11 protein-coding genes are annotated in these 14,854 nt (G+C 37.5%); 6 read left to right on the top strand and 5 right to left on the bottom strand.

Annotated elements, in window-relative coordinates:
• Positions 1-88: 88 nt before the first annotated feature.
• On the top strand, positions 89-286 hold the full coding sequence (locus ACNQGX_RS04175) for a hypothetical protein (protein ID WP_417974285.1): 198 nt from the start codon (positions 89-91) through the stop codon (positions 284-286).
• Here ACNQGX_RS04175 and ACNQGX_RS04170 read toward each other — a convergent pair.
• The 3 genes from ACNQGX_RS04170 to ACNQGX_RS04160 all read right to left on the bottom strand — a co-directional run bounded on the left by ACNQGX_RS04170 (position 283) and on the right by ACNQGX_RS04160 (position 3,655).
• Positions 283-1,065, bottom strand: coding sequence for an alpha/beta fold hydrolase (locus ACNQGX_RS04170; RefSeq protein WP_417974283.1), 783 nt, complete (start codon positions 1,063-1,065; stop codon positions 283-285). The two genes, ACNQGX_RS04175 and ACNQGX_RS04170, sit on opposite strands and share 4 nt — an antisense overlap.
• 346 nt (positions 1,066-1,411) lie before the next feature.
• Positions 1,412-2,212 (bottom strand): TIGR00266 family protein, encoded by an 801-nt coding sequence (locus ACNQGX_RS04165; protein ID WP_417974281.1) that lies wholly within the window; start codon positions 2,210-2,212, stop codon positions 1,412-1,414.
• Between the two features lie 150 nt (positions 2,213-2,362).
• Complete coding sequence (locus ACNQGX_RS04160; RefSeq protein WP_417974279.1) at positions 2,363-3,655, bottom strand: aminopeptidase P family protein; 1,293 nt, start codon at positions 3,653-3,655, stop codon at positions 2,363-2,365.
• Positions 3,656-3,872: 217 nt separating this feature from the next.
• Here ACNQGX_RS04160 and ACNQGX_RS04155 point away from each other — a divergent pair, with 217 nt between their 5' ends.
• Complete coding sequence (locus ACNQGX_RS04155; protein ID WP_417974277.1) at positions 3,873-6,710, top strand: WD40/YVTN/BNR-like repeat-containing protein; 2,838 nt, start codon at positions 3,873-3,875, stop codon at positions 6,708-6,710.
• Between the two features lie 72 nt (positions 6,711-6,782).
• Here ACNQGX_RS04155 and aceA read toward each other — a convergent pair whose 3' ends face one another.
• Together aceA and aceB are read right to left on the bottom strand one after the other, a co-directional pair.
• Complete coding sequence (gene aceA, locus ACNQGX_RS04150; protein WP_131990435.1) at positions 6,783-8,063, bottom strand: isocitrate lyase; 1,281 nt, start codon at positions 8,061-8,063, stop codon at positions 6,783-6,785.
• A 75-nt stretch (positions 8,064-8,138) separates the two neighbouring features.
• A complete protein-coding gene (gene aceB / locus ACNQGX_RS04145) occupies positions 8,139-9,740 on the bottom strand; it encodes a malate synthase A (protein WP_417974275.1) in 1,602 nt (533 codons plus the stop codon).
• A gap of 117 nt (positions 9,741-9,857) precedes the next feature.
• On the opposite strand from aceB, the gene ACNQGX_RS04140 reads away from it, so the two are divergent.
• The 4 genes from ACNQGX_RS04140 (at position 9,858) to ACNQGX_RS04125 (ending at position 14,829) form a co-directional block, all read left to right on the top strand.
• Positions 9,858-11,339 (top strand): helix-turn-helix domain-containing protein, encoded by a 1,482-nt coding sequence (locus tag ACNQGX_RS04140; protein ID WP_417974273.1) that lies wholly within the window; start codon positions 9,858-9,860, stop codon positions 11,337-11,339.
• 416 nt (positions 11,340-11,755) lie between these two features.
• Entirely contained in the window at positions 11,756-12,418 is a 663-nt protein-coding gene (locus ACNQGX_RS04135; RefSeq protein WP_131914798.1) for a succinate dehydrogenase cytochrome b subunit, read from the top strand.
• Between the two features lie 12 nt (positions 12,419-12,430).
• A complete protein-coding gene (locus ACNQGX_RS04130) occupies positions 12,431-14,431 on the top strand; it encodes a fumarate reductase/succinate dehydrogenase flavoprotein subunit (RefSeq protein ID WP_417974271.1) in 2,001 nt (666 codons plus the stop codon).
• Positions 14,432-14,451: 20 nt separating this feature from the next.
• Positions 14,452-14,829 (top strand): four helix bundle protein, encoded by a 378-nt coding sequence (locus tag ACNQGX_RS04125; RefSeq protein WP_131914800.1) that lies wholly within the window; start codon positions 14,452-14,454, stop codon positions 14,827-14,829.
• Positions 14,830-14,854 lie beyond the last annotated feature (25 nt).

Genomic DNA, 14,854 nt, shown 5'->3' with positions numbered 1-14,854 from the left:
GTTTCCTTAATCACCAAAATTTTTGCATGTGCCATAATTACTGTTATAATATAGTCCAAATTTACCATAAAAAAACCAATTATCAAAATTGGTCTATATTATATTTTCGTTTGGTATAATTACCGCAAGGTCTAGTGTAAAAGGCATTATTATCACGGACCATAATTATGAAAATGTGATTAAAGTTTCCACAAAACTGACGTTGATGAAAGAAGGGAAAATGCACCACTTAAAAGACAAAAGCGAATTGGTGGAAAAAGGGTATTTGAAATCAGGAATGATCTAGATGCTTTTGAAAAAAGCTAATAATACGGTCAATAATTGGTCTTGGTTCTCAATATGACTCATGTGTCCGTCCGGAAAAGTCACCAGTTTCATAGCCGTGTTTTCTATCTGTTCTTTAGTTTCTTCGTAATTTAAAACAGGATCTTTTTCGCCCAGAATTAATAATTTTGGATAAGGTGTAAGATGCAATAACACTTCCCGATCTTGTCTTATTTTCATTCCTTCCAGTGACGCAACGATTCCTTGAAGCGGTGTTTTCAAAGCTTCTTTTTTTACGCTTTCAATTTCTGATGAAAGCCGTTCTCTGTTGGATTCGCTGAATAAGTTTGCGATAGAAAGTGAAACAAAATTGATAAAAGATTGTTTTACCGCTTTGATAGCTCGATCCCGATTTGTTTTTCGTTCCTCGCTGTCGGCTCGTGCGGTCGAGTTTAATAAAACCAATCCTTTTATAGTGTCAGGATACAATTCGGCGAAAGCCAATGCCACATAACCGCCCATAGAATGCCCGACAAAAATGGCTTTTCTGATGCGCAATTCCAATAAAACAGCGTGAACTGCATCAGCATTATCCTCCATCGTTTGCACGTAACTCAAACATTCCGTCTCGCCATGTCCCAATAAATCAATCGTGATGACGCGGTTTTTTTTAGCAAAATCCGGAATATAAAAATCCCACATGCCTTTGTTTTCCAAGAAACCATGAAGCAAGACAATAGCGGTTCCTTTCCCGGAATCGGAGTAGGAGATGTTGGTGTTTTTAAAGAGAATTTGTTTCAAAATGGAAATTTAGTGTACAAAAATACCATTTTATTTTTTTATGATTTTCCATTATAATAGCCGTTTAAAAGGGTTGCCGTGAATTACACGAAAAAACACGAAGTAAAAATTGAAAAATCGTTAAAGAGAATAATTAAACAAAATGTGTTTTTTAACCATATAAGGAATTTAAGTTCATTTAAGAATTACTACGATGTCCTTATATTTCTTATATGGTTTAAAAAAAAGGCTCTCATTTCTGAAAACCGATATTATTTTGTTATTTCGACGAAGGAGAAATCACATAAAGCATAGGGACGAGATTTCTCCTTCGTCGAAATGACAAATGGAAAGTTTAGATTACATACTAAAATCGTCTGTCGCCATCGAGCAAACTTCCTATACCACCCAATAAACTGCCTTCGTCGCGACTGTTTCCGCCAGCTTTTGGTGCTGATGCGATGATTCTGTCGGCAAGTCGGCTGAAAGGCAAGGATTGTACATAAACAGTTCCCGGACCACGAAGTGTGGCGTAAAATAATCCTTCGCCACCAAAAATGGAATTCTTGATGCCGCCAATAAACTCAATGTCATAATCGACATCTTTGGTAAAACCTACGATGCAACCCGTGTCGACTTTTAGGATTTCGCCTGCTGCTAATTCTTTTTTGGCCAATGTTCCGCCGGTATGCACAAACGCCAGACCGTCGCCTTCTATTTTTTGCATGATGAAACCTTCTCCGCCAAACAATCCACGACCCAGTTTTTTAGAGAATTCGATTCCAACAGAAACGCCTTTGGCAGCGCAGAGAAAAGAATCTTTCTGGCAAATGAATTTGCCTCCAAATTGCGTTAAGTCAATCGGGATAATTTTTCCGGGATACGGTGAGGCGAATGAAACTTTGCTTTTGGTATTATTTTGATTGATAAACGCCGTCATAAAAAGACTTTCACCGGTCAGGACTCTTTTTCCGGCACTTAAAAGCTTGCCAAACAATCCGCTTTCTTGTCCGGAACCATCTCCAAAAATAGTTTCCATTTGGATATTATTGTCCATCATCATAAAACTTCCCGCTTCGGCAATTACAATTTCCTGTGGGTCTAATTCTATTTCCACATATTGCATTTCCTCGCCATATATGTGGTAGTCTATTTCGTGTGCTTGCATGATTTCTGTTCTTTAAGTTTTTTAAATAAGTCGGAAGCTCGATTATAAAGTTACAGATTTAAGATGGAATTATAGATTTTCTGGGTTGCGCCCAAAAAAAAAATCGGTTCACATTGCTGTAAACCGATTTGGTTGTCTGTATTTATGGAATTAACGGTTCATTAATTCTTCGATTTCGTCTACTTCAATTGGGATGTTGCGCATCATGTTGAATGGTTCGCCGCTTTCCTGAACGATGATGTTGTCCTCCAGACGGATTCCGAAACCTTCGGCAGGAATGTAAATTCCCGGCTCTACGGTGAACACCATATTGGCTTGCATGGGCTCTGTCAGGATTCCGTAATCGTGCGTGTCCAATCCCATGTGGTGTGATGTTCCGTGCATGAAATATTTTTTGTAAGCGGGCCATTCCGGTTTTTCATTTTGTACGTCGGCTTTGTCAATAAGACCTAAACCTAGCAATTCTGAAGTCATTAATTTCCCAACTTCGATATGGTATTGTTTCCAAAGTGTTCCTGTTGTCAGCATTTTGGTCGCTTCGTTTTTTACACGTAAAACAGCGTTGTACACTTCTTTTTGTCTTTTGGTGTACTTTCCTGAAACCGGAATGGTACGCGTCATGTCACTGGAATAATTCGCATATTCAGCTGCAACATCCAGTAAAATCAAATCACCGGCTTTGCATTGTTGGTTATTTTCAATGTAGTGCAACACATTGGCATTATTTCCGGAAGCGATAATTGGCGTGTAAGCGAAACCACGGGAACGGTTGCGAATGAATTCGTGAATCAACTCGGCCTCGATTTCGTATTCAGTCACGTTTGGTTTCACGAAAGGCAATAATCTTCTAAAACCGAGTTCGGTAATATTACAGGCTTTTTGGATTAAATCCAATTCTTCGGTTTCTTTTACAGAACGAAGGCGTTGCAGTATCGGGTTGCTTTTTGCGACAGCATGTGCCGGATATTTTTCTTTCCACCATTTTACAAAACGGGCTTCACGCGTTTCTGTTTCTACGGTGGCACGGTAATGCTCGTTTGTATTGATGTAAATCGTGTCAGCGTGCGTCATCATTTCGAATAAGACTTTCTCAAATTCCTGCAACCAATACACGGTTCTAATTCCTGTTACTTCAAAAGCACGCTCTTTAGTCAGTTTTTCGCCTTCCCAAATCGCAATGTGTTCGCTGGTTTCTTTCAAGAATACCATTTCTCTTTGATGCTCGTAAGGCGCATCCGGGAAAAGCAATAAAATACTTTCTTCCTGATCGACTCCGCTTAAATAAAAGATGTCGCGGTGTTGTGCAAATGGCAAAGTACTATCGGCTGAAACAGGATAAATGTCATTAGAATTGAAAATGGCAACGCTTTTTGGCTTCATTTGAGCCATGAATTTCCCTCTATTTTTTATAAATAAATCTCGGTCAATTTGATGATATTTCATTTGTTAATTTTTATTGTTTTTTATGTGTCAAATGTAATTCGCATAGCGCTAGTATTGGTAATTATGCCATTTCTCTCCATGCTCATTTCATAACAATTCGTTTTTATACATTGAATATTCAAAAATACTAACTTTGAGAGAAACGGATGTTAATTACACTATAAAATTTTCAGATAACTATTTTTATGATTAATTTTCCACTTCAAATCAGTTTTACATGAAAAAAATAGTACTCTTTTCTGCTCTCATTGTACAAAGTGTGTCTTGGGGACAAGTTTCCACCGCAGCGATTCAGCAATCATTGGAAGCCAAAAAACAAATGGAAAATCAATCGCTTTTTCAAAATGTTACTTTCGAAAATGTGGGTCCAACGGTGATGAGCGGCAGAGTGGTGGATGTGGATGTAAATCCGGAAAATCCAACCGAGTTTTATGTAGGATATGCTTCAGGCGGACTCTGGTACACGAATAATAATGGAATGAGTTTTTCGCCTGTTATGGATGCGGCGCCTACGCAAAATGTGGGTGATATTGCGATAGATTGGAAACGAGGGACCATCTGGGTAGGAACTGGCGAAGTAAATTCGTCCCGATCGTCTTATGCCGGAATTGGAATTTTGAAATCTGAAGATAAAGGAAAGACTTGGCAAAACATGGGATTGCACGACAGTCATCATATCAGCAGAATCCTGATTAATCCATCAAATCCCGATGAAGTTGTTGTGGGTGCAGCGGGTCATTTGTATTCGAAAAATGAAGAACGAGGGATTTATAAAACGACTAATGGCGGGAAAACGTGGAGTAAAACCCTTTATATAGACGATGAAACCGGGATTATAGATGTGGCTGTTTCGCCAAAAAATTTCAAGGTTCAATTTGCGGCTTCTTGGAGTAAAGACAGAAAAGCATGGGATTTTATAGGAAGCGGAGCCACTTCGGGAATTTATAAAAGTGAAGATGCGGGATTGACATGGAAGCTTTTCACAACTGGTGAAAGCGGATTTCCTGTAGGGGAAGGTGTTGGTCGAATCGGTTTAGCGGTCTATGATGATGATAACGTTTATGCCATTTTGGATAACCAATTCAAAAGACCGTTGCAGTCCAAAAAAAGCAATTCGTTACCGATTGCATTTTCTATGCCGGGAGACGAATTCTTGAAATTGCCGAATAAAAGTTTGAATTCTATTTTAAAGAATTATGGATTAACCGAAAAATATAGAGCTGAAAACATCAAACACTGGGTTCAAAACGGGTATTTGCAACCTGATGAAGCCGCCAAAGTAGTTCTGGATGCGATAAACAGTTTGGCCGAGACAGAAGTTATAGGTGCCGAAGTATACAAATCAGATAACGGAGGAAAAAATTGGACTAAAACCCATCAAGATTTTATTGATGATTTCTTTTATTCGTACGGGTATTATTTCAGTGCTATTTCTGTTGATCCGAATGATGTAAATAAAATTTATTTATCGGGCGTACCCATTATAAAATCAAATGATGGCGGGAAAACATTTACATCGATAAGCGAAGATAATGTTCACTCGGATCATCACGTAGTTTGGGTGAACCCAAATAAATCAGGACATTTAATTAATGGAAATGATGGTGGTTTGAATATTTCGTATGATGATGGAGCGCATTGGGTGAAAAGCAATTCACACAGTGTGAGCCAGTTTTATTCAGTGAATGTAGATGAGCAAGAACCGTATAATATTTATGGCGGAATGCAGGATAACGGTGTTTGGGTCGGGTCAAGTACGTACAAATATTCATCAGAATGGTACCAAACCGGAAAATATCCGTACGAAAATTTGATAGGTGGCGACGGTATGCAAACTCAAATCGACAAAAGGAATCCAAATATTGTTTTTACAGGGTTTCAATTTGGGAATTATTACAGAATTGATCGTGCGAATAACAAGCGTGATTATATTTCTCCAAAACCAAAAAAAGACGAGAAACCTTTCCGATTCAATTGGCAAACGCCTATTTTGTTGTCTTCGCACAATCAGGATATCTTGTACATGGGGTCTAATTTCTTGCACCGTTCTATGAACCAAGGGGAAACTTGGACGGCTATTTCGCCTGATTTGACGCAAGGAGTGAAAGAAGGAAATGTCGCTTTTGGAACAATCGCGGCTATCAGCGAAAGCCCATTACAGTTTGGTTTACTCTACACGGGTAGCGATGACGGATTGCTGAATGTATCGAAAGATGGCGGTGCGACTTGGAACAAAATTTCAGAAAATTTACCTCAAAACCGATGGATTTCAAGAGTAGTGGCTTCGGCACACAAGAAAGAAAGAGTGTATGCGACTTTAAACGGATACCGTAATGATGATTTTACCGGTTATGTGTATGTGTCAGATGATTTTGGACAAACCTGGAAAAATATAGCGAATAATTTACCTGCAAGTCCAGTCAACGTAATTGTGGAGGATGATATCAATGAAAATATTTTGTATTTGGGAACGGACAACGGATTGTATGTTTCGTTAAATAAAGGAATGAGCTGGGATGATTTTTCTAATGGGATTCCTAATGTAGCCGTTCACGATGTAGTGATTCAAAAGAAAGCAAAAGATTTAGTGGTAGGAACCCACGGTCGTTCGGTGTATAAAGTCAATTTGGAGCAAGTGCAAGAATTGAATGATAAAGTTGTAGCGGAAAATCTTCATGTTTTTGAACTTAAAAAAATAGAAAAATCCAAAAATTGGGGTAACAGTTGGAGTTCTTGGGCTAAGGCTCCAGAGCCAGAAGCGGAGATTTGGTTTTATTCAAATGCTGCTGCAGAAGTGCTGCTGCAGATTGAAAACAGCTTAAAAGAAGTTGTTTTTTCTCAAAAGGTAAAAGCTATAAAAGGACTGAACAAACACGTTTATGATCTTTCTTTGACCAAAGAAGCTTCGGATAGATTGAAAAATAAAGACAAAAAACTAAAATTGGAACAAGCTAAAAACGGCACATATTACCTTCCAATTTCAGTGAATAAAATTAGCATTCAAAAAGGAAGCGAGAAAGTCGTTACTGATCTTGAGATTATCGAATCAAAATAAACAGTCATTCTGCTTTTAAAACAAAAAACACGATTTCAGATGAAATCGTGTTTTTTTATGGTTGCTACTTTTCTAAAACTGTGCTACTTCTGTAGAATCTTTCATTGCAGTTGTAGAAGATTTTCCAATTGTCACGGTATTTTGCACCGCATCAAAATAAGAAGTCCCTACGAAACCTTGGTGTTTTACCGCTTTGAAACCATGCTTTTGCAAAGCAAATTCTCTTTCTTGCAATTCAGAATAGCCGGCCATTCCTCTTTCTTTGTAGGCTTTAGACAATTCGAACATGCTGGTGTTTAGTGCGTGAAATCCGGCTAATGTGATGAACTGGAATTTGTATCCCATTGCCGCAAGATCTTCTCTGAATGTTTCCATTTCAGCAACTGATAATTTAGCAGCCCAGTTGAAAGATGGTGAGCAGTTGTAAGCTAACATTTTTCCTGGGAATTTTGCGTGAATTCCTTCAGCAAATTGTCTTGCGTAATCAAGATCCGGATTGCTGGTTTCCATCCAAATTAAATCAGCATAAGGCGCGTAACTCAACCCTCTGTCAATTCCTTGCTCCACACCACAATTTACATAGAAAAAACCTTCTCCGGTTTTTTCACCCGTGATAAATTTAGCGTCTCTAGGGTCAATATCGCTAGTTAATAAGTTGGCTGCATCAGCATCTGTACGGGCAACAACAATTGTTGGCGTCCCCATAACATCAGCTGCTAGTCTTGCTGCAATCAATTTGTTTATGGCTTCTTGTGTTGGAACCAATACTTTTCCGCCTAAGTGTCCACATTTTTTTGCAGAACTCAATTGGTCTTCAAAGTGAACTCCGGCAGCTCCTGCTTCAATCATCGATTTCATTAATTCAAAAGCATTAAGATTTCCACCAAAACCAGCTTCAGCATCAGCAACGATAGGAACAAGATATTCTTTTTTGTCTGCAGTTCCGTTAACGACTTGTATTTGATCTGCTCTCAAAAGGGCATTATTGATTCGTTTTACTACCAACGGTACGCTGTTGGCAGGATATAAAGATTGGTCAGGGTACATTTCACCGGCTACATTTGCATCAGCAGCAACTTGCCATCCGCTCAAATAAATAGCGTCTAAACCCGCTTCAACTTCTTGAATGGCTTGATTTCCGGTAAGTGCGCCAAGTCCGGCTACAAAATCCTGAGAATTTAGTTTATTCCATAAAGTATTCGCTCCAATTCTGGCAACACTATGCTCTATTTGGTAAGAACCTTGCAATTTCACCACTTCCTCAGCGGTGTAAGGTCGCTCGATGCCATTCCATCTTGGGTTCGTAATCCAGTCGGTAACTAATTCTTGAATTCTTGTTTCGGTTGTTTTCATAGTGTCTATAAAGGTTTAATGGTGTTTAATAGTTTTTTTATTGCTATTGATTTTATTGCAATTGATGTTGGGATTTTAGATGTATTTGTATCCTGGAATGGTCAAAAATTCGATAAAACTGTCGTTCACGACCAGAATGTCTAGTAATTGTTCCGCCAGTCTGTATTTTTGTTTTTCATGATTTTCATTTCCAACGAGTTCTCTGATTTTTTCAAATTCTTCCATGGCCAATCGGTGATAGTATTTTTCAGTCAGGACTTTTTGATTGTCCAAAACCACTCCGTTTTGTAGCCATTGCCACAATTGTGATCTCGAAATCTCAGCAGTAGCGGCATCTTCCATTAAATTATGTAAGGCTGCGGCGCCTTGTCCGTTGAGCCATGAAGCGATATATAAAACCGAAATACTGATGTTTTTTCTAACGCCTTCTTCGGTAATGGTTCCTTTTGGAGTTTCCAGCAAATCACTTTCAGTAACGTGTACGTCTTCTCTTTTTACATGAATTTGGTTTTTAGTTGGCATGTATTTGTCGAATACCGTCATGGCAAGCGAAACCAAATCCGGATGTGCGACCCAAGTGCCGTCATGACCATTTTTTACTTCACGTTCTTTATCGGCAATTACTTTGTCGAAAGCTATTGTATTGGCTTCTTCGTTATTTTTTATCGGAATCTGTGCTGCCATTCCGCCAATTGCGTGAATATTTCGTTTGTGACATCTTTGAATAACCAATTGTGAATACGCACTCATAAATGGCGCAGTCATAGTCACCTGATCTCTGTTTGGAACTAGGAAAGTTGGATTTTTTCTTAGTTTTTTGATGTACGAAAAAATGTAATCCCATCGTCCGCAGTTAAGACCTACGATATGATCTTTCAATTCAAAAATGATTTCGTCCAATTGAAAACTGGCAGTTATCGTTTCGATTAAAACCGTGGCTTTGAATGTTCCGTTTTTCACGCCTAAATATTCCTGTGTGAATTCGAAAACTTCATTCCACCATCTCGCTTCCAAGTAATGTTCCAGTTTTGGAATGTAAAAATACGGTGCCGTTCCATTCTCAATAAGTTGTTTGTGATTGTGAAAAGCATACAATCCAAAATCAATTAGTGATCCCGAAGTTTGTTCTCCGTCAATCAGAATATTTTTCTCCGGCAAATGCAATCCTCTTGGTCGAACAATCAGTACGGAAGTTTTGTCGTTCAGACTGTATTTTTTATTTTTTTTAGTATCTTCAAGAGTGATGGTTTTATTTACCGCATCTTTCAGGTTTTGTTGGCCCGTCATTAAGTTGCTCCAAGTAGGAGAAGTGCTGTCTTCAAAATCAGCCATGAAAGTTTTTGCCCCCGAATTCAATGCATTGATGACCATTTTTCGATCGACCGGACCTGTTATTTCGACTCTTCGGTCTAATAAATCCTCTGGTGTTTTAGAAGCTTCCCAATTACTTTCTCTGATGCTTTTTGTTTCAGAAGGAAAAGTTGGTAAGGCGCCTGCATCAAATAAATGCTGTTGTTTTTTTCTTTCCTCTAATAACAAAAGTCTTTTGTCATTGAATCTTTGGTGTAATTCTGTTACTAAATCAATCGCTTCATCCGTCAATATTTCTGGATAATGCCCTTTCGTTTCAGTTGAAAACTGTAACAATTTTTCGGTTGTTTCAATATTATCTTTCATGGTTAAAATGTTTTACATGACAATGTTACGAAAAGTTTTTTACAAAACAAGCGAACGTACGCTAAAAATGAAAAATATTTTTTTTGGCACAAATATTTTTTAGCGTATCTTTGAAATATGAACATAGAAAAGGATTATATCAAGTTAATTTTTGGATTAAAACTGAAGCAGGCTCGCACTAATAAGAATTTGTCTTTATTTGGTTTAGCTAAAATCACGGATCTTTCGAAATCGTATTTGAACGAAATTGAAAAAGGGAAAAAGTATCCTAAAACGGATAAAATTATTCTGCTGTCTGAAAAATTAGATGTTTCCTATGACAATATGGTTTCTTTGAAGCTCGATAATAATCTGGCGCCTATTGGAGAAATTCTTAAATCGGGGATTTTAAAAGAAATTCCTCTGGAGATTTTTGGGATCCAGGAAAATGACCTTATCGATATTATTGCCAATGCCCCTGCAAAAGTCAATGCGTTTATAAGTACGATTATTGAGATTGCGCAACATTATAATTTGACAAGAGAAAGTTTTTTCTTGGCGGCTTTGCGTTCGTATCAAGAAGCGCATAATAACTATTTTGAAGATTTAGAACTTAAAGTGCTACAGTTCTCCAAAGCGTTTCATGTGAATATTGACACCAACATTTCAATTGAAGAGCTAACGGCAATATTAATTGAAGAATATGGTTATACGATCAAAGAACTCGTTTTTTCTGAACAAGAACAATTGGGGGATTTGAGATCGATATTTGTGCCAAAAAGCAAAACGTTACTCCTTTCGTTAGATATTGACGAGCCTCAAAAAGCGTTTATTCTGGCCAAAGAAATCGCCTATAATTACCTTGAAATCACCGAAAGGTTGTACACTTTTAGTTGGATTAAATTTGATAATTTTGATCAGGTTCTAAATAATTTTTATGCGTCTTATTTTGCGGGAGCCTTGCTTATTCCAAGACAACAACTGATTGACGAACTGAATTTGTTTTTGTCAAAAACAGACCCAAAACCTCAGGAAATGATTGCTTTGATGAGCGGATTTAATGTTTCTCCGGAATCGTTCTACCAAAGGCTGACTAACATTTTGCCAAAAGATTTTCAGTTGAAAAATCTCTTTTTTCTTCGATTGTCTCATCAAATAGGAGCGGACACCTATCAGATAAAAAAAGAATTGCACATTACCAATCAGCAAGAGCCACACGCGAATGAGATGAATGAGCATTACTGCCGGAGATGGGTTTCTATACGCACGATTGAGGAGTCTTTGAAGCAAAAGAAAAGCCACTTTTTTGATGCGCAAATTTCCAGCTATGATAACAGTAAAAACGAGTATCTTGTTTTTTCATCGGCAACACCGGATCCGTTTAGAGTAGGTTGTATCCGCAGTATTTCGGTTGGGATTTTAATCACTCCGGCGGTTAAGAAAAAGTTCAAGTTTATCGAAAATAATTCGGTTAAAAAGCAGATTGTCGGGGTTACCTGCGAAACCTGTGCGGTTAAAAATTGTTTGGAAAGAGCTTCGCCTCCAATACAATTAGAGCAAAAAATGCGCAACGAAAACACGGATTTGATCGTACAGCAATACATGACAAAATTTAGTTGATTTTATTTGATGTTGTAATTAATTTTCATGACCGTTTTTCGGGTGTTATTTTTTGAATAGACAGTGAGAAATAGGCTAAAGGAGTTCTGTTTAATTGACGATAGCAGGGAGCGTTCTGAATTTATCTGTTGTAGGCTTTGAGGATTAAGTCCGGTTTTTGGCGTAAATAAAAGCAGATTTGTTTTTCTTTTCTAAATTCTTTGTGGTTCAAATAAAAGTCAAAAAATAGTTTAAATCATGATTTAAATCATAGTTTATTACGGTAATTATTTTTGAATAAACCCTTGATTTAACTAGGGGTAAACCCTTTTAAGGACGGCACTTTAAATTCATTATAAATAAGGGCGAAAAGGTTGTAGTTCGTTACTAATTGCCTTATTTTTGTAGAATTTTTTAAAACAAATTATATAAATCTTATGGCAAAATCTGCATTATTGAAATCGTCAATAGCAAAAAAAGTAGCTATGGCACTTTCAGGACTTTTTTTGATGTTGTTTCTAGCACAGCATTTTTTTATCAATATGACATCGGTGTTTAGTGAAAACACTTTCAACTCGATTTCTCATTTTATGGGAAATAATCCATTAGTTCAGTTCGTAATTCAACCCGTTTTAATTGCTGGGGTAGTTTTTCACTTCATCATGGGTATTGTTTTGGATTTTAAAAACCGTGCAGCAAGACCAATTGCTTATGCAAAAAACAATGGAGCTGCAAATTCTTCTTGGGCTTCAAGAAACATGATTGTTACTGGGGCAGTTATTTTTGCATTCCTTGGATTGCATTTTTACGATTTTTGGTTTCCGGAAATGATTTATAAATATGTTGATGTAAGTGCTCTGGACGAAACCAGATATTTTCATGAAATGACAGCTAAATTTGAAAGCCCGGTTCGTACCGGTTTATACTGTTTGTCATTTGTATTATTGGCATTGCACTTGTGGCACGGATTCAGTTCTTCTTTTCAATCTGTTGGAGCAAGAAGAGTTTCTTTGGGAACTCAAAAACTCGGTTACGCTTTTGCAATTATAGTTCCTTTTGGATTTATTTTCATTGCATTATTTCATCATTTCAATCATTAATATTCAATTATAATGGCATTAGACTCAAAAATACCAGAAGGTTCGATTTCGGACAAATGGACAAATTATAAAGATCATATTAATTTAGTAAACCCTGCTAACAAACGTAATTTAGATGTAATTATAGTTGGTACAGGTCTTGCTGGAGGTTCTGCTGCTGCAACATTAGCAGAATTAGGGTATAACGTAAAGGCATTTTGTTTCCAAGATTCACCACGTCGCGCGCACTCAATTGCCGCACAAGGAGGAATTAACGCTGCAAAAAATTATCAAGGAGATGGAGATTCCACTTTCCGTTTGTTTTATGATACTGTAAAAGGGGGCGATTATCGTGCTCGTGAAGCAAACGTACACCGTTTAGCAGAAGTTTCAGGAAATATTATTGACCAATGTGTGGCACAAGGTGTTCCATTGGCTCGTGAATATGGAGGATTATTGGATAATCGTTCTTTTGGAGGAACATTAGTTTCCAGAACTTTTTATGCAAAAGGACAAACAGGCCAACAATTATTATTAGGAGCATATTCGGCCATGAACCGTCAAATAGGTCGTGGAAAAATAAAAATGCACAACCGTCACGAAATGCTGGATTTGGTAATCGTAAACGGAAAGGCAAGAGGGATTATCGCCCGTAACCTGGTTACAGGAGAAATCGAAAGACATTCAGCACATGCAGTAGTTATTGCTTCCGGAGGTTACGGAAATGTATTTTTCCTTTCCACAAATGCAATGGGAAGTAACGCTACCGCAGCTTGGAAAATCCACAAAAAAGGAGCGTTTTTCGCAAATCCTTGTTACACTCAAATTCACCCAACCTGTATTCCAGTTTCAGGAGATCACCAATCGAAATTGACATTGATGTCAGAATCATTGCGTAATGACGGACGTATTTGGGTTCCTGCAAAATTAGAGGATGCCAAAGCGATTCGTGAAGGTAAAAAGAAACCAACGGATTTGTCTGAAGCAGAAAGAGATTATTATTTGGAAAGAAGATACCCGGCTTTTGGAAATCTTGTTCCTCGTGATGTTGCTTCACGTGCTGCTAAAGAGCGTTGTGATGCTGGTTTTGGTATCAATAAAACGGGTGAAGCCGTATACCTTGATTTTGCTGCAGCAATACAACGTTACGGAAAAGAACAAGTATATATTAAAGGTTTAGATGTAAATGATACTCAGTTAATCATCAAATTAGGGACAGAAGTTGTTGCTAATAAATATGGTAACTTATTCCAGATGTATGAAAAAATCGTAGATGAGAATCCATATTCGACTCCAATGATGATTTACCCTGCGGTGCATTATACGATGGGCGGAACTTGGGTTGATTATAACTTACAAACTACAATTCCAGGTTGTTTCTCTATTGGAGAATCTAACTTTTCGGATCACGGAGCGAACAGGCTTGGAGCTTCTGCATTGATGCAAGGTTTAGCAGACGGATATTTTGTATTGCCATATACTATCGGAGATTATTTATCACCAGATATTAAAATGGGTACCATACCTACGGATTTGCCTGAATTTATTGCTGCCGAAAAAGCGGTTAAAGATCAAATCGAAAAATTCATCAACAATAACGGATCACATTCTGTTGACTATTTTCATAAGAAATTAGGAAAAATCATGTGGGATAAAGTTGGTATGGCTCGTAATGCTAAAGGATTAAATGAAGCAATTGTTGAGATTGCCGCTTTACGCGAAGAGTTCTACAAAGATGTAAAAGTTCCTGGTGATGCTAATGGTTTCAACCAAGAATTGGAAAAAGCGACTCGTGTTGCCGATTTCCTTGAATTGGGAGAATTGTTTGCCAAAGATGCTTTACATCGTAATGAATCTTGTGGAGGACATTTCCGTGAAGAATACCAAACAGAAGAAGGTGAAGCAGAACGTGATGATGAGAATTTCGCTTACGTAGCTGCTTGGGAATACACAGGAAAGCCAAGTGAAGCTGTTTTACATAAAGAAGCATTGGTTTTTGATAACGTGAAACTAGTTCAAAGAAGTTATAAATAAAAAGTTAAAAGTTAAGTGTTATGAGTTCAATCCAATCTTTTGAAGATTTAGAATGCTGGAAAGCGGCTAGAGAATTAAGATTGTTTGTGGCTCAAAGTATTATTCCGAAATTTCCAATTGAAGAAAAATATGCTTTAACTAGTCAATTAAGACGTTCCTCTCGATCAATAGGGGATAATATTGCTGAAGGATACGGAAGATTTCATTTTCAGGAAAATATTCAGTTTTGTAGAATCGGAAGAGGTTCATTATGTGAATCACTAAATCAGGTTATAACTGCAAATGACGAAAATTATATTGATAGTGAACTTGTGAAAGAATTCAGAGAAAGGTTTGAAAGAACGAAATCAATATTAAACGGATATATTAATTATTTGACTAAAGCCAAGAACACTTAACCCATAACGGATAACCCATAACATT

The sequence above is a fragment of the Flavobacterium glycogeni genome, assembly GCF_048286775.1.
Taxonomy (GTDB): domain Bacteria; phylum Bacteroidota; class Bacteroidia; order Flavobacteriales; family Flavobacteriaceae; genus Flavobacterium.
Note: the sequence above shows the minus strand (reverse complement) of the source record. Positions and strands in the feature narration are given on the sequence as shown.